This window comes from Mesorhizobium onobrychidis, assembly GCF_024707545.1.
GTDB classification, from domain to species: Bacteria; Pseudomonadota; Alphaproteobacteria; order Rhizobiales; family Rhizobiaceae; genus Mesorhizobium; species Mesorhizobium onobrychidis.
The window spans coordinates 4873503-4892850 of record NZ_CP062229.1 but is presented as its reverse complement, the minus strand read 5'-3'; the positions used below and the strand labels follow the sequence as shown (position 1 = coordinate 4892850).

At 60.0% G+C, this 19348-nt stretch carries 21 protein-coding genes; 12 read left to right on the top strand and 9 right to left on the bottom strand.

Annotated features, from left to right (window positions below):
• The first annotated feature begins 34 nt into the window (after positions 1–34).
• The 7 genes from IHQ72_RS24365 to IHQ72_RS24330 all read left to right on the top strand — a co-directional run bounded on the left by IHQ72_RS24365 (position 35) and on the right by IHQ72_RS24330 (position 7554).
• The gene (locus IHQ72_RS24365) at positions 35–3316 is read left to right on the top strand and encodes an ATP-binding protein (RefSeq protein WP_258117771.1); all 3282 of its coding nucleotides are present in this window, start codon (positions 35–37) and stop codon (positions 3314–3316) included.
• 398 nt (positions 3317–3714) lie between these two features.
• Positions 3715–4083 (top strand): hypothetical protein, encoded by a 369-nt coding sequence (locus IHQ72_RS36925; RefSeq protein WP_309508651.1) that lies wholly within the window; start codon positions 3715–3717, stop codon positions 4081–4083.
• A 22-nt stretch (positions 4084–4105) separates the two neighbouring features.
• Complete coding sequence (locus tag IHQ72_RS24350) at positions 4106–4582, top strand: low affinity iron permease family protein (RefSeq protein ID WP_309508650.1); 477 nt, start codon at positions 4106–4108, stop codon at positions 4580–4582.
• A gap of 368 nt (positions 4583–4950) precedes the next feature.
• Positions 4951–5376, top strand: a complete 426-nt coding sequence (locus IHQ72_RS24345; protein ID WP_258117769.1) for a hypothetical protein — start codon at positions 4951–4953, stop codon at positions 5374–5376.
• On the top strand, positions 5373–6164 hold the full coding sequence (locus tag IHQ72_RS24340; protein ID WP_258117768.1) for a ribosome modulation factor: 792 nt from the start codon (positions 5373–5375) through the stop codon (positions 6162–6164). Before IHQ72_RS24345 ends, IHQ72_RS24340 begins: the two co-directional genes overlap by 4 nt.
• Positions 6165–6314: 150 nt before the next feature.
• Complete coding sequence (locus IHQ72_RS24335) at positions 6315–6650, top strand: hypothetical protein (protein WP_258117767.1); 336 nt, start codon at positions 6315–6317, stop codon at positions 6648–6650.
• A gap of 181 nt (positions 6651–6831) precedes the next feature.
• Positions 6832–7554: a hypothetical protein gene (locus IHQ72_RS24330; protein WP_258117766.1), complete on the top strand. Its 723-nt coding sequence runs from the start codon at positions 6832–6834 to the stop codon at positions 7552–7554.
• Positions 7555–7638: 84 nt separating this feature from the next.
• On the opposite strand, the gene IHQ72_RS24325 is transcribed toward IHQ72_RS24330, so the two are convergent.
• Positions 7639–8130 carry a hypothetical protein gene (locus IHQ72_RS24325; protein ID WP_258117765.1) on the bottom strand — a complete coding sequence of 164 codons (492 nt, stop codon included), beginning with the start codon at positions 8128–8130 and terminating at the stop codon, positions 7639–7641.
• A gap of 122 nt (positions 8131–8252) precedes the next feature.
• Positions 8253–9440 carry an IS481 family transposase gene (locus IHQ72_RS24320; protein WP_374120277.1) on the bottom strand — a complete coding sequence of 396 codons (1188 nt, stop codon included), beginning with the start codon at positions 9438–9440 and terminating at the stop codon, positions 8253–8255.
• 270 nt (positions 9441–9710) lie between these two features.
• Between IHQ72_RS24320 and IHQ72_RS24315 the strand changes: the two genes are divergently transcribed.
• Entirely contained in the window at positions 9711–9932 is a 222-nt protein-coding gene (locus tag IHQ72_RS24315; protein WP_258117763.1) for a hypothetical protein, read from the top strand.
• A 15-nt stretch (positions 9933–9947) separates the two neighbouring features.
• Here IHQ72_RS24315 and IHQ72_RS24310 read toward each other — a convergent pair whose 3' ends face one another.
• Positions 9948–10106: a hypothetical protein gene (locus IHQ72_RS24310; protein ID WP_258117762.1), complete on the bottom strand. Its 159-nt coding sequence runs from the start codon at positions 10104–10106 to the stop codon at positions 9948–9950.
• 112 nt (positions 10107–10218) lie between these two features.
• Between IHQ72_RS24310 and IHQ72_RS24305 the strand changes: the two genes are divergently transcribed.
• A complete protein-coding gene (locus IHQ72_RS24305) occupies positions 10219–10398 on the top strand; it encodes a DUF3606 domain-containing protein (RefSeq protein WP_258117761.1) in 180 nt (59 codons plus the stop codon).
• A gap of 269 nt (positions 10399–10667) precedes the next feature.
• Here IHQ72_RS24305 and IHQ72_RS24300 read toward each other — a convergent pair whose 3' ends face one another.
• On the bottom strand, positions 10668–11255 hold the full coding sequence (locus IHQ72_RS24300; RefSeq protein ID WP_258117760.1) for a hypothetical protein: 588 nt from the start codon (positions 11253–11255) through the stop codon (positions 10668–10670).
• A 64-nt stretch (positions 11256–11319) separates the two neighbouring features.
• Between IHQ72_RS24300 and IHQ72_RS24295 the strand changes: the two genes are divergently transcribed.
• Entirely contained in the window at positions 11320–12270 is a 951-nt protein-coding gene (locus tag IHQ72_RS24295; RefSeq protein WP_258116642.1) for an IS481 family transposase, read from the top strand.
• 389 nt (positions 12271–12659) lie between these two features.
• A complete protein-coding gene (locus tag IHQ72_RS24290) occupies positions 12660–13052 on the top strand; it encodes an ATP-dependent DNA ligase (protein WP_441338640.1) in 393 nt (130 codons plus the stop codon).
• A gap of 75 nt (positions 13053–13127) precedes the next feature.
• Here the strand turns inward: IHQ72_RS24290 and IHQ72_RS24285 are convergent, their stop codons facing one another.
• The gene (locus tag IHQ72_RS24285) at positions 13128–13577 is read right to left on the bottom strand and encodes a hypothetical protein (protein ID WP_258117759.1); all 450 of its coding nucleotides are present in this window, start codon (positions 13575–13577) and stop codon (positions 13128–13130) included.
• A gap of 142 nt (positions 13578–13719) precedes the next feature.
• On the opposite strand from IHQ72_RS24285, the gene IHQ72_RS24280 reads away from it, so the two are divergent.
• Positions 13720–13956: a hypothetical protein gene (locus IHQ72_RS24280; RefSeq protein WP_258117758.1), complete on the top strand. Its 237-nt coding sequence runs from the start codon at positions 13720–13722 to the stop codon at positions 13954–13956.
• Positions 13957–14633: 677 nt separating this feature from the next.
• Here the strand turns inward: IHQ72_RS24280 and IHQ72_RS24275 are convergent.
• From IHQ72_RS24275 to IHQ72_RS24260, 4 genes are all read right to left on the bottom strand, one after another.
• Positions 14634–15893, bottom strand: coding sequence for an O-antigen ligase family protein (locus IHQ72_RS24275; RefSeq protein ID WP_258117756.1), 1260 nt, complete (start codon positions 15891–15893; stop codon positions 14634–14636).
• Complete coding sequence (locus IHQ72_RS24270; protein WP_258117755.1) at positions 15890–17425, bottom strand: undecaprenyl-phosphate glucose phosphotransferase; 1536 nt, start codon at positions 17423–17425, stop codon at positions 15890–15892. The genes IHQ72_RS24275 and IHQ72_RS24270 overlap by 4 nt, the downstream gene beginning before the upstream one ends.
• Positions 17426–17532: 107 nt before the next feature.
• On the bottom strand, positions 17533–18663 hold the full coding sequence (locus IHQ72_RS24265) for a glycosyltransferase family 4 protein (protein ID WP_258117753.1): 1131 nt from the start codon (positions 18661–18663) through the stop codon (positions 17533–17535).
• A 5-nt stretch (positions 18664–18668) separates the two neighbouring features.
• Positions 18669–19232, bottom strand: coding sequence for a polysaccharide biosynthesis/export family protein (locus IHQ72_RS24260; protein ID WP_258117751.1), 564 nt, complete (start codon positions 19230–19232; stop codon positions 18669–18671).
• Positions 19233–19348 lie beyond the last annotated feature (116 nt).

Genomic DNA, 19348 nt, shown 5'->3' with positions numbered 1-19348 from the left:
TTTAGAACGGACCGTAGCCAGTCGAGGAACGGCTATGCACGATATCGCCGAGTGGCTGGAGGGCCAAGGTTTTGGGGAGTACGCGGAAGCGTTCGCCAGGAACAAAATCGATCGCGATGTGCTGCCAAGCTTAACGGGGGAGGACCTCAAGGAGATGGGCGTTGCCACGGTCGGCGATCGCCGGAGGCTTCTCGATGCAATCGCCGTCCTTTCACAGACCCACAATGCGCAGCATGAGGAAGTTGTCGCGGAACCCGTCGCGCGTGCTAGGTCCCCGGAGGAAGTGTCAGCCGAACGCCGCCAGCTCACGGTGATGTTCTGTGACCTCGTGGGTTCGACGCCTCTCTCGGTGGAATTCGACCCCGAGGACCTAGCCAACGCAATCCGTGTGTATCACGAAAGCTGCACAAAAGTCGTCGCGCGATGGGATGGGCACATCGCCAAGTTTATGGGCGATGGGGTCCTGATCTATTTCGGCTGGCCGCGCGCCCATGAGGATGATGCTGAGCGCGCCGTCCAGGCGGGTCTCGAACTAACATCGGCAGTGGCAACGTTGGACACCGCAGTAGGACGGCCCCTTGCAGCTCGTGTCGGCATCGCAACCGGCCTTGTAATGGTCGGTGAAACGACCGGCGCAGGTACGGCACGTGAGCAAGCTGTGGTCGGCGAAACGCCGAATCTGGCGGCGCGCCTGCAAAGCGTCGCGGAGCCCGGGACTGTGGTGGTCGCGTCGAGCACGCGGAAGCTGCTCGGCAATCTGTTCAAGACAACCGATCTTGGCGAGCAGTCCTTGAAGGGATTTGCGGAGCCCGTGCGTGCTTGGTGCGTGAGCGGCAAAGAGCCCAAGGAGACGCGCTTCGAGGCGCTGCACGGCGGACTTCGTACACCGCTGATCGGGCGTGACGATGAGGTGGAACTGCTTATGAAACGATTTCAGCAGGCAGAAGCAGGAGAAGGCCAGGTCGTCCTCATTTCGGGCGAGCCCGGCATCGGCAAGTCCCGGCTTTGCGAGGCCTTGCGGGCCGGCCTCCTCGACCGGCCGCATACGCGTCTGACGTACCAGTGCTCGCCCTCTCACACGGACCGAGCGTTTCACCCTTTGGCCATGCAGCTTGAGCAGGCGGCCGACATTCGGCTGGACCTCGATCCTGGCGAAAAGTTGAGGAGGCTTGCTGCGATGCTCCGGATGTCCGCTCACGGCACCAAGGAGCAATTGGCGGTCCTCGCTACCTTTCTCTCAATACCGAAGAATGGAGGAGAGGGGTCGCCGAGCCTCGATGCGGCCCAACAGACCGAGCGAACCTATGACGTGCTTGCGGGCCTCGTGGAAGACTCCTGCGCCAACGGCCCCTCGGTTCTCATCTTCGAGGACTTGCAGTGGTGCGACCAGTCCACGCTCGAATTTCTCAGCAGGCTGGTCGACAGGGTAGAGACCCTGCCGGTTCTGCTGCTGGTCACCTCTCGCCCCGGCATCCGCGTGGCCTGGTCGGATCAGCCTCATGTCACGACGCTGATGTTGAATCGCATCAGCAAGCGTGAGTGCGAGAAAATGCTAAATTCGCTTTCAAACGATGACTTGCTTCCGGAGCGCCTAGTTGAGGAGATTGTCAATCGGAGCGATGGCATCCCGCTTTTTCTTGAGGAGATGGCTCGGACACTCATCGAGGCACGAAGCGGCAAACCAACTGCCACTGGTGAATTCAAGCTGGATGTGCCCGCATCGCTTCAGGATCTGCTTATGGCCCGGCTCGACCGGCTGGCCACGGGAAAGCCGGTCATTCAGACCGCAGCTGCGATTGGTCGCGAGTTCACGACCGAGCTCCTCGGGCACATATGCGACCTGAACAGAGCTGCGCTCCAGAATGCTCTGGACGCGTTGGTAGAGGCCGGGCTGCTGGTCTCCCGCCAAACCGCCTCGGGAGCGACTTACGTCTTCAAGCACGCGCTTCTTCAGGATGCTGCCTATAGCAGCTTGCTTCGTGATACGAGGAGAGAGCTGCACAAGCGAGTCGCGGGTGCGCTCAGCCAGTCGCTGGACAACGATCCCGCATTGCTGGCGCATCATTACGAATGTGCGCATGCGTGGGAAGAGGTCCTGAATTGCCGGCTTCTGGCTGCGGCGAAAGCCGAGAGCCGATCAGCTGGTTGGGAGGCGGCCGAGCATTACCGGCGCGCCATCCACGCTCTTGAACATCTTCCAGACACAGCGGTTTACCGGCAATCCTACCTTGAGACATTCCTGGCGCGAATCAGGTGTGGTTGGTCTAACGCGACCAAAGAAGAGCGTGCCGAAGCGCTTCACCAAGTCGACAAAGCCATCGCGTTTGCTGACGGAGACATCGCTGCTTTAGCACGCCTGCAGTCCTACAAAGGAGTTGATTGGCTGGAAGAGTCCTTGCTGGTCAGTGCAGAGCGACATGCCGGTTTGGGGGACGCGGCGCTCCAGGCCGAAGTCGCGTGTCGCTACGCCTACTTCCTGGGTAATACCGGACGGCTTGTGGAATCGCTCGGGAAGATCGAAAAGGCCGTCAAGCTCTTGAAGCAAGTCGGAGCTCTGGAAGAGCTCGGTAATTTCGCTGCAGGCGCCGGCCGCTGCAACAATGCTCGCGCCGGCAGGCTGGACCGGTCTCTGCAGTTCGCGGAGATGGCCCGAGAGATTGCAGCGTCCACCCACAACTTGGATGTGCGCTCGTGGTTTGCGATGGAAGCGGAGCCTTGGTTTTATAAGGGGCTTTGGCACCGCGCAGTCCGGGTTGTCGACGAGAACTTATCGACAGCTTGGGAAAACGGGAGATGGAACGTCGTATTATGGGCTTCGGGTTGGGCCGCCATCGCCTGTTTGAAGTTAAACCGTATTTCCGATGCCCGAGCCTTTTTGGAGCCGGCAATGAAGACGGCGGCGCGCCGCCTAGATTTCGATTTCTGCAAAATTTATCCGCATATCGCACTGAGCCAATTGCACCTTGCCGAAGGCGATGCTGCAGCGGGATTGCAATCCGCGGAACGCGCGTTGGAGCTCGCGGAGCGCGTCACTGCAAGGCTTGAGATCGGCGCTGCTCACCGCGCACTCGGCCAGGCCTACGAGGCCAACGGCGATCGCCAATCGGCCGACGGGCAGTTCCGTCGAAGTATTGACGTTCTTCAGAAAATCCAGTCCCGGCCCGAACTCGCCCAGAGCCTGCTTGCTTTTGGCAAATTTGAACTCGCGACTGAAAGAGATAAAGCCGAGGGACTGCTACACAGCGCTCTTAAACTTTTCAAAGAGATAGAAGCGGACGGTTGGGTCGAAGAAACCCGCAGCGCGCTTCTCCAATGATCGCGTCAACCTGAGGCCGACAGAAAATGTCGCTTATGCACTCATTTCAGCAAGCGCCCACGTTCTACCCGCCCGTCACTTTCACTGTTGGCCCATCGGCGACAGTAACTTGGTGACGACGTCGTAGTGGACCGCGCTAGCGGTGTCGGTGACGGTCTTGGAGACCGGAAGCTCGTGCATTTCTTGTCAGCCTCGATTTAATGAGTTCACGGCCTAATACCTGGCGTCTGGGCCCGGCCGCGTGATTGCGCGGTCAAATGGGGTTGTTCTTCAGGCTTCCTTAACAGCCGGCATAGCGGCCAGCATGGTTGTTTCAGTTCCCTTAGCTCTCGCTTGAATAAGCAAAGTGGAACATTCCGCCCCGGATCGCTGTTTCCTTTTCACCAGGAGGAACAGCCATGACCGACGACAAGACCAAGCGCGATTTCCGTGACCGCAACCGGGTCTCCGCCGAGGAAGACTACGAGATCGACTATTTCGCCAGGGACGATGCATCTCACGCCGGAAGAAGTGCGCGACCTGATCAGGCGGCACGGCAACGAACGCGCCACGCTCGAACGCGAGGCGAAGAAGCTTCGCCGGTGACGAAGTTGTCAGACCTCGGCCCGCCGATCACCGGGCGACGCCACGAGGGAAGCGAGCCTGCGACCGAACAGGAGCATTTTTACGCCTGCCCCACCTGCGGACAGCTGGTCGACAGGCGCGATCTGCGGCAGGTGATCTGGCATGAGCAGCCGGGACACGAACCACTCGAACTCGATTCCTGACCGGATAGGAGGCGTCTAGGAAATGTCAACCAATCAGGTCAGGAAGGCCATCACCCACATTGGTACGCTGGCATCGCGCCCGCAGGCATTCCTGATCTTTTTCGCCTACGCCGCTCTCTGGCTGATCTTTGATCGACGCAGCTTCGATTGGCACGCCTTAGCGACACTGGCGACGTGGGCAATGACGCTGTTCATCCAGCGCGCCGAGCATCGCGATACGCAGGCGCTGCACGCCAAGCTGGACGAACTGCTTCGCGCAGTCGGCGAGGCCGACAGCGAGACAGCCAAGATCGACGACAAAGAACCTGAAGAGATTGAAACCCAGCGGGAGCGTAAACAGCAAGCGATTGAGCCCTGCCAACGATCGGCAGAAGCCGGACCAGACTCAGACGAGCTAGCTCATATACCTGCAAAAAGCCCGCCGCGCCTTTTCGGCGGGCGGGCATCGAGGAAAGCGGCTGGAAGGATGGAGAAAACCGGCCGCGCATCAGAACGGTAGTCGCCTATGATGGTTCCTAGATCCGCGCCTCGGTTGTTTGCGCCCGCGTATGGCCGCTTTGCCGTCATTAAACTCACCATTCGCGCAAGCCTGTGCGTGCGCGCCACGGCGCGTTCGAAGGTGTGGGCACGGCTGTGCGGTCGCGCCGCGGCGCGTTCTAAGTTACTCATAAGTAATTAATCCCTTTCGGATTAACAGAGACCGTAGCGGTCGAACGGTTTGTTGAGCTTGCTTGTAGGCTCACCAGCGGAATATCTTCCTCGGTAAAGATTCGGCCCGATGACGAGTACTAGGGTAACGCGCCAGAGAGAGGGGTAGATTTGCCAAAGAGATGGTTAGGTCTCACCGTTGGTGGGGATCGCGTGGTTATGGTCGACGTCGATGTGCCTGACGAAGATGGGCCGATAATTATCAACGCGGATGTTACTGTGCGACTTCCCAAAGGAAGCCGCCCGGCAGGGTACGCATCTGTGGCGCAAGAGATTTCAGACTACGCTAGGGAGAAAGGCATAAGTCGTGCTGTTGTAAAAGGGAGCGCTGTGAGTCAACAAGGAAGACCAACCCTAGCTCACCTTGAGTCTGCAGAGCTGAGAGGTGTTGTGCTGTCCGCGCTTTCTAGCGTTTGTGATACTGAGACCGTTACGAAGGCAAGCATCAGCCGCACCTTCGGTGAGCGAAAGGCGGATGACTACATAGCAGACAACGACTTCTGGGACGAACGGTTCGACGGCAACGAGCTAAGATCTGGAAGCAGAGAAGCAGCGTTTTGTATCCTGGCGAAGTGTCGAAAATGACCGATCTGCGCTCCACCTTGGTAATAGAAGATGAGATCGGCCACGGCCATTTCGGCCGTGTTCATTTGGGACACGACGGAATCCGCGACCGCCTTGCAGTCAAAGTACTTAGGCAACTGCCTGATGAGACACAAGACAAATGGGCTGCAAGAAAAGAGGGCCTGCTGCGAGAAGGAGCAAGTCTTGAGAAGGCGAGGCACGGAAACATCGTAGAGGTTCACTACCTAACTGAAGCAAAAGATGCAGATGCCGTCCATTTGGTGATGGAGTACTGCGAGGGCGGATCGCTCGAATCCGCAGGCGAACTATTCGGGACTGATTGGATAGCGAAGCAGCGTGAAATTCACGGCGATGCGGCGGATGCTGAAATCGCACGGCAGCTGAAGCAGTTCCAAGACAGGCGCGCGGGCCGCTCCAAGCCCCTCGCCGCACACGAGTCTCTGTCTCCAGTGACAGGCTACGGCGTATATTCCTACGATGAGGAGACCAGCACCCATTTCGATAAGGTGAGCATCGCGATGCTCAATACCAGTCGACACAACTTTTCGGCGGAATACGAGGCTGGCTATCGGGCGAGACACGCGGGCCAACCTGTTGCGGCAAATCCATATCGAAGCAAGAAGGCCCGTGACAGATGGGAGCGCGGTTGGCTTAAGCGCAACCGCTATGGAGATGACCACTGGTTGGTTGAGCCGATCACCGACAACAAGGCCGTAATCTACGTTCTCGCAATCCTCTTTTTCATCGTCCTACCGATCATACTTGGCCTTAACGGCATCTCTCATTAGGTCTCTGGGGGTCCACTTCAACGGAGCACGGTCAAAACGCTGATCGACCGTGGGATTGATGCCGACGCAAGGGCTGGTTTGGTCGAGCAATTCGTCCGGCTCAGCGCTCGCTTGCCCGATCTGAGGCAGGCTGAGAAAACGTCAGGATCGTTGGCTTCGACGCGAGCGCTCAACGTGGCGGTTGCCGAACAGCGGCGGCTGATTGTCGAGGTGTACAAGGGCGCGAAACCGAAGCGGGTGCAGGTCGATCCGGAGCCCGAGCCCGAGGCGGATCGAGTATGGCGTGCGAGGTACTGGGGCAATCTTAGCGTGAGCGACGATGAGCTTGAGCGGAGGTACGGCGCGCCAACATGGGCGGTGTTGTGCTACCCGACGCATGCCGAGTGGATCGAAGACGATGCGCGGCTGACCAGACTGGCGCAGGATGGGCGATTGGCGAGTCCTACGGCGCGTCAGGACGCGCGGGAGCCGCATCCCGGTCCATAAGACCAGCCAAGGGCGAGATCGCGTCCAGCGGCTCGCCTGCGTTTCAAAATCAACCCCAGGCGCTTGCCAAACGGCCAGTTTCCGGCCACGGCCCGCCTAAGAACGACATGGCAGGGAACCGATTTAACAAGCTCTGAGTTTCAATTGTTAACCCAAGGTGAAAGTCTTAGGGAGCAACACAATGAAAACCATCCATCATCTCCTCGCCGGCACCGGTATGGTGCTGATTTCAAGTGCATTTTTCGGCTCAACGGCGACCGTTCCAGCATTTGCGCAGGCGATTGAGCGCCAGATCTCGGCGGGGCAGCAATGTCGCTTGTGCCCGCCGCTCACCACTGGCGAGGGCCATCCGACAGGCACAGCTAGTAGGGACACCATCGCCGGCAGCGGCAGCGTCGGCGACCACGGCACCGGCAGCGTCGGCGGCACCGGCAGCATCAGCGGCAGCGGCAGCATCGGCGGCAGCGGCACCGGCAGCATCGGCGGCAGCGGCAGCATTGACGGCAGCGGCAGCGGCAGCATCGGCGGCAGCGGCACCGGCAGCATCGGTGGCAGCGGCAGCATTGACGGCAGCGGCACCGGCAGCATCAGCGGCAGCGGCAGCATCGGCGGCAGCGGCAGCATCGGCGGCAGCGGCACCGGCAGCATCGGTGGCAGCGGCAGCATTGACGGCAGCGGCACCGGCAGCATCAGCGGCAGCGGCAGCATCGGCGGCAGCGGCAGCATCGGCGGCAGCGGCACCGGCAGCATCGGTGGCAGCGGCAGCATTGACGGCAGCGGCACCGGCAGCATCAGCGGCAGCGGCAGCATCGGCGGCAGCGGCACCGGCAGCATCGGTGGCAGCGGCAGCATTGACGGCAGCGGCAGCGGCAGCGTCGGAGGCAGCGGCAGCGTCGCGCGCTGACAACGGCGGGCAATGGCGGCAATGTTAACGCCGGATTCGGCAACGGTGGCGAAGGTCCTGCCGGCGAGATCGAGATTGCCTGAGTCATGACCTGACCGCGATCAGCGCCGCGAACGCATCGCGGGCAGCCTGTCGATGCGGAGCCAGCCGCGCTTCGTGCTCAGCGGGCCAGCTTGCCGGGATGTAGCGGTTGATCGCCGCCTCGACCAACGCACGCGAACCACGCAGATCGCGAACCAGCGCATTGGCCTCAACCTTTCGCCGACCTTGACTGGCGATGTAGTTCTGGACGTAGGGCTTGCGGTGATCGGGGTGACCCGGATCGCCGAGGTCCTTGCCGCTGCCGGTCTCCAAGTTCTCGATCCAAGGCAGGCCGAGGTCGTCGATCTGCTCGCGTGTCAGACCGATGCGCTCGACGCGGATCGGCGACGGATCGAAGTCGACGCCCTTGACGTTGGCGCAGTCCATCAGGTTCGACTTGATGACATCGGAGATCAGCAGGCCAGCGGGATCGTGGTCGCCGACGTAGAGCAGGACGCACTTCCGCACGGCTTCGTGGTGGGTCTTGAACCGCATCAGCATTCGGCGGCGCAGGTTGATGTCGGCGAAGCCCTTGCTGGGGTCAAGGGGTCGTCGGTTCGAATCCGGCCACTCCGACCATTAAGTCCTGGGTCCATTCTGGACACATAGGTTACGGTTTATACCGGAGACATGGGTAACACTTTTGGCCCGAAAGGGTTTTGGAGTGGTTCGAGCCTGCATGTCTCATCGTCGAAATATCCCAGATCATAGTCCACGAAGCTGACCAGCCAGATATGGTCCTCGACCTGTTTGATGCCGACGGTCTGGCCGGCGAAGACCTGGCTGAGGTTGATCTTTTTGCGATTGTAGCAGATGCGCCCGCAGGTGGTGACGGTGACGGCCTTGTCGTGGAACGGATAATCGAGGTCAGGCAGGCCAGTGTAGGTGCGCGGTGACGGCGCGTAGTGCTGTGCCGGACAGTCCATGTCGAGCGCCTGGTGTGGACGTTCGTTGTTGAACTCCTGAATGAAGTCATCGAACTTGGCCTGCTGCTGCAGGAAGTTGGCGCCGGCCGGTTTGGTGGTCTCCAGCTTCAGAGTCAGATGCATGCGTTCATGGCGGCCGTTCTGTTGCGGGTTGCCCGGTTTGATGCGCTCGATGGCGATGCCGAGCCTGAGCCACCAGACCGACAGCCTGGAAAGATTGAAGAGAGCATTGGGGCTTGCGAAGGGCACACCGTTATCCGTTCTGATCGCCCCGGGCAGGCCGAACTCCTTGAAAGCGTTCTCGAACACGGTGAAGGCATAGGCCTCCTTGGTCGTGTGGAGCGCCTCGCAGGCCAGGAGATAGCGGCTGGCGAAGTCGCTGATTGTCAGCGGATAGCAATAGCGCTTGTCGGCCAGCATGAACTCGCCCTTGTAGTCGGCACACCACAGATCGTTGGGCTGGCCGCTATGGGAGAGCGCCGTTCCCTGCGCTCGGTTGCGTCGTTGCTTGCGGCGCTTGACCAGGCCGTGGCGGTCCAGAACTGCATGCACCGTTGAGATCGCGGGGGTGTGGACGTCCGGGTAGAGCCGGGCCAGCCGCTCCCTGATCTTCGGCGCGCCCCAGCTGGGCTTGTCCTGCTTGGCACGCACAATCAGCTTCTCGATTTGGAAAGGAAGCTGATTGGCGTGCCGGTAAGGTCGGCGCGAGCGATCCGTCAGCCCTTCCAGCCCGCTGTCATTGTAGCGCTTGAGGATCTTATAGCCGGTCTTGCGCGAGATGCCGAAATCCCGGCACAGCACCGCCATCTTCTCTCCATCCAGAACCCGCGCGACGAACTTCAGCCGCTCATCCATTTGGCTACACTCCTTCCAAGGCACCCTTGCTCTCCTTGCAAAGGGCCGAAAGTGTAACCCATGTCTCCGGAATGAACTGTCACCCATCTCTCGGGAAGGGCACCTTGAAGTCCCTAGTTCTTATTGAAGGCGCCCTCCGGCGCCTTTTTCTTTTTTCGGAACGAAAGGCGCTCAAATCGCCCGTTTCGGAACCTGGAGTCCCGAAAAGTCCCGAAGCGGAGGCGCGAATGTTCTGCATTCGTGCGCCTCGGCTACTCCGAATCTAGCCTGCGTAATTCCTCTAAGGAACCCGAAATGCGTATCCTTTCTATTGAGCCTGCCGCCAACCCTGGCGACGCGCGTTTTCCGTGCGTCGCCAAGTTCGATGCAGAGATCACGGCCGCCTCGAGCGCCATCCACGAAGCCCCCTATGACCACTTCCCACACCGTCACCATCGGCGACGGCGCCGTTCAAGTTCGCCGCATAAGTTGGAACGAATTCTGGAAGATCAGGCCAGACTTGAAGCCCGCGAATGACGATGAGCAAGCGCCCTATGGCGGCTCGCCGAACTCTGCCTCGTCGCTTGCCGTCGGGCGATGCTCGTCATCGACAGGCGGCGATAGCAACGCTTCGGCTTCGGCGCGGCCGTATTCTCTACCAATTTGGAATGCCGCGTAGAGGGCGCCTGCAACGAGCAACAGTCTAAGCATAGTTGTCTCCCTTAGGCGGTAGAAACCATGCGGCCGGCAGATAGTTCCACATGGGTGGAACCTCAACGTTCGACACTCGTTGCCACTGACGGTGGAGCAAGGAGGCGCAGAGGTGGCCCGAAAGAAATCGACCGATACGAGCCGGGTCAAGAAAGGTGCAGAGCTTGAGGTTGAGCACTTGACGGAGGTCACAGACGTGACGCCGAAACAAGCGCGAGCCCTGCTTCGCAAGCACGGGGCCGACTGGCAAAAGCTAAGGGAAGAAGCCGAGATCCAGAAGGAAGACGACTAGGGGCCTTCCGATCCTTGGCTGGCGCGTTTGATTTTTCTACCGTCCCGCACTTTGCGGAAACGGACTGGCCTGGCCGGTTCACCACCATCCTGGCGGATGGCTTCATGGGGAAATCCAATGTCTTTCAAACAGCTCGATCGACTTGCGCTCGAGGCCGGTATCGCCGTTAACGCCAATCGTAGAAAGCCGAGACCGATGAGATCGAATGGTCGCCACGCCGCGTCAAACGGCCCCTAGGAACGCCTATCACTCGCTCGGGAGACGGCCCTTCACCGGAGCAATTTATCGCGTCGGGTTTGGCTTGGTATGCCGGCGAGCCACGCGAAGCAGCCAATGACAACTGGCCGCTCGCGAAGGTGCTGCGCCGGAACGGCTTGGATCACTGCCTTACATTGGCCGAACGATATCTTGAAGAGTTTCAGATCGCCCATCGTTATGAACTCTGGGTCCGCTGCCTCGACAGCGCGGCCGACGGCCTGTTCGAGCACCCTGACCGCACGCTGCATTTGTTGCATGGGGGGAGGCTGTCGCGTCGGATCCTCCGGATCATCCAGCTTAAAATCGTACCTTATGCGTGTGTAGTCACTTGAAAGAGTGCGCGAGTGGATGAACTTCTCCACGGCCTTTGGCACCACAAGCCCGAGGCGCTTGCTCTCATCAAGCATTTTGCCGAAACGGTGCTGGTAGTCGCGGACTTCATCCGGCGTTTTGCCCTGGAGCAGAAGGAAGCACCGGAGATAGTTTTCTAGCGCCTGGAAGTAGAGAAACCTTCTCGGGTGATCGGACAGGCTTGGCCCGATCTGTGGGACCACTAGGACATCGGCGTTCAACCTGTAGGTTTTGGCGAAGATGAACACGCCATAGGTGTTTGATCCCGGACTTTAATGGCGCATCATTGCCGTCCGAATCAAAGGATGCGCTATGGGACAGGTTCTACACCGCCGCGCCACGACGACAGAGGCAGTCCGTCGAGCGATACAGCATAGTCAAGAGAGCCTGAGAGCGCTGGCCAAGCGCTACGGCATCGATCAGAAGACAGTTAGAAAGTGGAGGAACCGGATCTCGACCGCCGATCTTCCCACCGGCCCGAAGAAACCAAGATCGACAGTGCTGTCGCTCGAAGAGGAAGCGGTGATCGTCGCCTTTCGCAAGCACACGTTGCTGGCGCTGGATGATTGTCTCTATGCCCTACAGCCCTCGATCCCGCATCTGACGCGCTCGTCGTTGCATCGCTGCCTTCAGCGCCATGGCATTTCGCGGCTGCCGCAGGTGGACGCCGACAAGCCGGCCAGGAAGAAGTTCAACGCCTATCCGCTCGGCTATTTCCATATCGACCTCGCCGAGGTGCAGACCGCCGAGGGCAAGCTGCGCCTTTTCTTGGCCATCGATCGGACGTCGAAATTCGCCTATGCGGAATTGCACCCGACGGCGGGCAAGATGGCGGTGGCCCAATTCCTTCGCAACCTGATCGCGACCGTGCCCTATGCCATCCATACCATTCTGACCGACAACGGCATTCAGTTCGCCAACCGGACCTGCGACCGGCATGCCCTTCAGCACATCTTCGACGGCATCTGCGACGAACATGGCATCGAGCACCGGCTCACAAAGATCAACCATCCCTGGACGAACGGCCAGGTCGAGCGGATGAATCGGACCATCAAGGACGCCACCGTCAAGCGCTTCCACTATGACGATCACGAGCAACTGCGTCGGCATCTCGCCGACTTCATCTTAGCTTACAATTTCGCGCGCCGGCTTAAGACCCTCAAGGGCCTCACGCCCCACGAATTCATCTGCAAAATCTGGGCAAAAGAGCCCGAACGGTTCCGACTCGATCCCACCCATCAAATGCCGGGACTAAACACATAGGGCGTCATATCGGCGCCGTAGACCGTTTTTGGCTTTTTCGCTGCAACATCCCCCATGGCTAGGAAGATGCCGGTTTCGAGCCGCGAGGGCAAAACGGGCTTCCGCCCGGACGAGGCGAGGCCCTGTTCCATCAAAGTCTAACGACTGGGAAAACGCACTGGAAAGCACGTGCGGTAACAGTTGATTCAACCATTACTGGTATTTTGGAGGAGTGTGGTAGCGGCTCCGACAGTGGCACGGGAAGGCGAATTGCCGGAGCCGCCAGCGCAGCCCGTTTGGGGGTTTGACCGCGCCGTCCTATTCTGGGACAGCGCGGTCAACGATCCGTTAAAATTTTCCGGAACTAATTAAGAACATGCTAATTGAATCGCGGTTTTGCGAGTCAATGCATGCGTCTGAAGTTTGTCCCGCCACTACTGCCGACCTTGGTTGAGAAGCCGCCCAAAGGTGACGATTGGCTTCATGAAGCTAAGTTCGACGGCTACAGGTCACAAATCATCATCGAAAACGCGGACATTCGCATTTTCACCCGGCGCGGCCTTGATTGGACTGCCAAATACCGCGACCTAGCGACGGCGGCCAAGACGATGGACGTCGAGAGTGCCATCATCGACGGCGAAATCATCGTCTTGAACGAGGATGGTATTTCGGACTTTGCCGCCCTGCGGAAGGCGATCACGCGGCGCCAGCACGACCTCTACTTCGTCGCCTTCGATCTTCTGCACCTCAACGGCCATGTGACTTGGATACGCTGCGAAGATAGCGGGAAAAGCAAATCTTAAACCAAGTTAAGCTTGGTCGCCCGCACATCCGCGCGGTCTAAGCAGATCCTGCTTTGCGCAAAATTCAAGCCATCTCTAATATAGGTAGTTGGTCAGTTTGAAATCCAAAAGCCGGAAGTAAATCTCATCCGGCTGGATTGAACTTGTGCCACTAGGCGCGAAGAAGCACGTCCATCTGAATCTGTGATAGGCCTCGAACTTCATATGGGGAATGATCGTTCGATAAAACGTCGTTAGACGTTCGCAGATATGGTATCGATCATCAGGCGAGGTCTGGACACGCTCTCTGGGGATAAACCACTCCGCTTCCTGGGTTTCATTCAAGTAAGCGGGGCGCTGCAGCCTGACGAAATAGCCGTCTTTAGTCATCCTGACGTCGTTGGAATCGATCGGGTGGCAATCCTTGTTTCCGCAGCAGTCATAGTGAAGAACGGGATCAGTCTTGCCCGTATACCAATCATGGGCGTCTGCATCGCTGGGCAGCACGAGCCACGCCAATGCAATGTGTCCTAGCAACTGTCTCATGGAACTAGCCCCTCACCATTTTGCGTATAGCATATTAGTGAGAGCTAATCATAGCGCTGAAAGTCGCATTGATTTCACGCAGAGGTCGACGAAGCTCGACATCCAGGCGCTGATTGACAGACTCGGCCGTGACCACGGCTCGATGCATGACGACCTGGTCGGGCTCTTTATCTGCTTAAATTGCAAGGCTGCCGGCCGTGTCCGCCGGCAGGTGTTCTTCACATGCATTCCTGACTACGAAGGCCAGCAGCGGGCGCGCAATCGCGACTGGAAGCCGACCTTCGAAAGTGAAGGGCTCGAAACGCGGGAACCTTTCATCCGCGAGCCGCTTTGTGTGCATGTCCCAAGCCGTGCAACCACCCATATTGCCAAAGGGTAGCCCAGATCGGGACGTCAACTGTGAAGTCGCCTTGGAGGTCGCATTTGCAGCCCTAGTGACCGCCTCGGAAGCGCAGGGGTGGACGCCGCGCGAAACGGCTGCAGCCCTACTGAAAATCGCAACGGAGCATGCCCAGCGGTTCAGGCTTGCGCCGGCTGAGCCGCCAAGGTGGCGAACGCGAAGAGGTATGTTGATCGCGGGTGCCGCGCTCGTGTTTTTGCTGTGTGCGGCCATCGTTTGGTGGATGCTTAGATGACGATCAACGTTTCGCCCCCGGATACGGCCGTTGCCGCGGTCGTAGTGATGGCGTTGCCGCCTATACGTTAGATTGCGCAACGCTCGCCTAGGTTCATCCGGCCAGCGCCATGCCGACGGCTATGCCTATGCCCATCACCAGCCCTGCAGCGAGTTCCCGCCATACTCGACGGCAATGGCTAAGACCACCACTCGCTACGCCCACGTGCTGGACGAAGAGTTGGCCGCAGCGATGGAGTTGCTACAAAACGCTGCCGCGAAGGCCCGAAAAAAGTCCCGAACTAGGAAGGGAAAAACGGCATAACGCGATGACTTTAAATAGAAATCCGCTTTACGCCCAATTTCCTCGGGGTCAAGGGGTCGTCGGTTCGAATCCGGCCACTCCGACCATTTCAAAACTTAGACTTGCCCCCAGAAATCCATCATGCCTTAGCCGCCGGCGCAGGCAGCGCCAGCGGCCGCAACTGCCGCTGATGGCGGTATTCCAATGCGATGGCGCCCCAGATCAGGCCGAGCAGCAGATAGACGTGGCGCCAGTGATCGATGTCGATGAAGGTGCCCAACGCGATATTGCCGATGAAGGCGACATAGGCGCACAGAAGGTAGGGCTGCCACAGCCTGTCACGCAGGAGAATGCGGAGACCGGCTGATATCGTCCAGCAGGTCAGCGTCAGAAACGACACGAAGCCGAGCCAGCCATAGTCCATCAGCATCTTCAGCCAGATGTCGTGCGTGTCCTCGCCGAAAATCGTGCCGAAGACGAGCGGGCCGATACCGAGCGGATGCTCCAGCGCCATCTGGAAACCGATCGTGTAGCGGGCGAAGCGGCCGAGGCGGGCGGTGTCGTAGCTCTGTTCCAGCTGGGCGCGGCTGGAAAACATCTCCGAGACGCCCGGCAGCTGCAGGATCACGAGCATCGCGATGACCAGCAGCGAGATGGCGGCGATGGTCATGACGACGACACGCAGCCGGAATTTTCCGCTGGCGCTCTGCAGGAACAGGGCGCCGGTGAGCAGGATCGCCGAAACGCCGAACATGCCCCAGGCGCCGCGCGAGAAGGAGAAGAAAATGCCGGCCGTGATGATCAGCAGCGGCACTGCCAGCAACGGCATGCGTGAGATCGGCCCTGTCAGCAGGAGATAGAGCATGTAGATGCCGGGCAGCACCAGGAACGGCCCGAACACATTCGGATCCTGGAAGGCGCCGGTGGCGCGGTCGTATTTGGTGAAGATCTCCGCCTCCGGGAAGGCATGGAAATAGCCTGCTATCCCGAGCAGCGAAGTCAGCACCGCCGACATCACATAGGCCAGGAAGATCACCCGGTAGAGACTGGGCTGGACTGATGTCACCGAGGCAAAGAACACCGCGGTGAAGGCAAGGAACAGCGACACGGAGAGATAGAGCGGGGTGCCGGCAATATCCGACATCTGGGTCATCGAGATCATGCCGCCGATGTTCATGACCACCAGCAGCACCAGCAGCGGCGCCGCCGCGCGCGATATGCGCAGGCCGAACAAGGCCCACACCACGATCAGCCCGGCCATATAGAGGTCGTATGGGGCAGGCTCGGCAATGACGAAGCCGGACAGGAAGACGCCGAGGAAAACCGCGCCCGACGCAATCAGCGCGATCAGCTTGGCGTTGACTGCGGCCGGCGGCAGTTCACGCGTGACGGCGCTCAATAGGCATTTTCCGTATTGAGCAGCCGGATCGGTGTCAGGAACAGGATCCTCAGATCGAACAGCAGCGACCAGTTTTCGATATAATAGAGGTCGTATTCCGTTCGCATGCGGATCTTCTCGTTGGTATCCATCTCGCCGCGCCAGCCATTGATCTGCGCCCAGCCGGTGACGCCTGGCTTGACCTTGTGGCGTGCGAAATAGCCGTCGACCACCTCATTGTAGAGAAGGTTGTGCGACCGGGCGGCAATGGCATGCGGGCGCGGCCCGACCAGCGACAGCGAACCGAAAAGCGAATTGAAGAACTGCGGCAACTCGTCGATCGAGGTCTTGCGGATGAAGCGGCCGACGCGGGTGACGCGCGGGTCGATCCTGGTCACCGTCTGCTTGGCCGTCGGGTCCGCCTTGTCCGTGTACATCGAACGGAACTTGTAGACCTCGATGATCTCGTTGTTGAAGCCATGCCGCTTCTGGTGGAACAGCACCGGTCCCTTGCTGTCGAGCTTGATGGCGATCGCGGTCACCAGCATGACCGGCGAGAACACGATGATGCCGATGATCGAGAAGACGATGTCGAAGGCGCGCTTGGCGACCGAATCCCAGTCGTTGATCGGCTTGTCGAAGATATCGAGCATCGGCACCGAGCCGATATAGGAATAGGCGCGCGGCCGAAATTGCAGCGCGTTCGAATGCGCCGAGAGCCGGATATCGACCGGCAGCACCCACAGCTTCTTCAAAAGCTGCAGGACACGCGATTCGGCGGTCAGCGGCAGCGACACGATCAGCATGTCGATGCGGGCGATGCGGGCGAACTCGATGAGCTCGGAAACGGTGCCGAGCTTCGGATATCCGGCGACGATGGGTGGCGAGCGCTTGTCGCCGCGGTCGTCGAAGATGCCGCAGATGCGGATGTCGTTGTAGGGCTGCTTTTCGACGGAGCGGATCAGGACTTCCGCCGTCGTGCCGCCGCCGACGATGACGGCCCGGCGCTCCATGCGCCCGTCGCGCGCCCAGCGCCGGATCAGCTTGGACATCATTAGCCTGAGACCGAAGATCAGCATGAAGCCGACAACGAACCAGGTGCCGAAAAACAGGCGCGAATAGTCTTCCGACATCTTCATGGCGAATGCCGTCAGCGCCATCAAGGCGAAGGTGCCGGCCCAGACCAGCAGGAGACGGCCGAAATTGGCGAGCGGCCGCATCAACGAGACGACCTGGTAGCAGTCGGTGACGTCGAAAAGCACCACGGCGAGGAACGAGGCGGCGGCGATCGTCAGCGGGTATTGCCAGGCGAGATGGCTGAAGATGCCGACATGGTAGAAATAGACGCAGAGGCCCGACAGGAACAGCAGCGCGAATTCGACCATGCGCAGGACACCGCTGACCATGATCGGCGACATGGTATCGCGCCTGTATTGCGACGCGACCTGACGGGCGACGTCGTTCATCCCGCCAAGCTTATCGCCGCTGGCAGGGCCGTCGAATTTGCGCACCGCGTCTATCGAAAAGCGGCGTGCGGGATCGATCTCGTTCATGGGTGCATCCGCAAAGCTTCCCTCAGGTGAATAGCAAAAGAGAGCTAAGAAACCCTTGAAACAACAGGTGGCTTTGGAGAAGCTTTTGGGGCTAGCGCCCTTTGGGGCTAACGCTTGAGCGCGGCGAAATAGGCCGTCTCGATCGCGGCGGCCATCACGTCGGCGCCGAATCGCGTCTTGAGGTCGGCGGTGTCGGGCATCAGGCTGCTATACGCTTCGGGATCGGCCAGCGCCGCGCTCATCTTGCCGGCGAGTTCGCGCGGGTCAGGCCGGATCAGGGCAGGGGAACCGGCTCCGAAGATTTCCGGGATGCCGCCGACGGCGGTGGCGATCATCGATTTACCGGCGGCGAGCGTTTCCAGCACGATGTAGGGCATGGCTTCCGCGCGCGAGGGAACGACAACCAGTTCGGCCAGCGCGAAGGCCTTTCGCGCCGGCATCGGTGGCAGGAAGCGCATATGGCCTTCGAGCCCGAGCCGCTTCACTTGCGCATGGTAGCGTGGCAGGTCGTCGCCGTCGCCGACCATCACCGCTTTCACCGGGCGGCCAAGCCGCGTTCCGGCAAGGACCAGCGCATCGATGAAGATGTCCGGCCCCTTGAGGTCGCGCATCATGCCGATATAGAGGACGTCGGCCGCAGTCTGCTCGGTCCGCACCGGCTCGAACTCGGCGGCGCTCAGGCCGTTGTAGACAAGGTTGTTCGGGATGGGCGGTTCGCCGACCTTACTGCGGTATGTCTGCCTTTCGTAATCGGAGACAAACAGAAGGTAGTCGGTGAAACGCGCCATGAACCGTTCGAGCGCGAAGAACAGCTTCCCCGTGGCGGTGGTCTCGTCATAGTGGAGAGAGCCGCCGTGAGGCGAATAAAGGCGGGCCACGCGAGACCTTGATACCCGCAACAATGAGCCGAACAGACGGGCATAGGCGCCACCCTTGGCGCCGTGCCCGTGGAGCACGTCCGGCCGCAATTCCTTGATGATCCCAAAGGTGCGCCAGGCCGAGGCGAGGTCGCCCGGTCCGACATGCCGCTGCATCGGCGTACGATGGATGCCGAGCGCCATTGTGCCCTTCATCTGTTCGAACAAATGTTCCTCGAAGTCGCCGCCCGTCGTCGAATCGCAGACGAGGCCGACGGCATGCCCGGCGGCGACCTGCGCCTCGGTCAGGTCGCGCACGTGGCGAAAAATCCCTCCGACAGGTGAGCGAAAGCAGTGAACGATCCTGAGTGTGTCCGCCACGTGGACTAGAACAGGCGTTCGCGAACATAGACTGTGTCGCCGGGCAGGAGCGGGTCGGAGGTGGCCACGCGACCGGTCATGACCTTGCCGTTGATGTCGCGGGTGATATCGACGCTTTCCTGGTTGGCGCGCGGGCTGAAACCGCCGGCGATGGCAATCGCCTTTTGTACGGTCAGGCCGGGAACATAGGAGTACTGGCCCGCGGCACCGACTTCGCCCATGATGAAGATCGGCCGGTAGCGGTCGATCTCGACCGAAACGTCCGGATCGCGCAGGTAACCCTGGCGTAATTTGTCGGCGATCTCGCCTTCAAGTTGCTGTGCGGTGTGGCCGCGCGCCGGAACGGCGCCGACGAGCGGGATGGACAGATAGCCGGATTGGTCGACGCTGTAGACGTTGGTCAATCCTTCCTGCTCGAACACGGTGACGCGGACCCGGTCGCCGGCGCCGAGGCGATAAGGCTGATCGAGCATTTTATGAAAGGCGGCCGGCGCCGGCTGGTAGCTGGAGCAGCCGGCAAGCAACGACACGGTGAGCAGCGCACGGAAGAGGGAAGCAGTGCTTTTCATGGCCGGACATGTACCTTCGACTGGCCGCCGTTACACCGCGGCAAACTCTGGGGATCGAGGCCCGTTATCATCCCGTTAGGGTTAATGGCCGGTAAAGGTGCACGGCCGAAGCGACA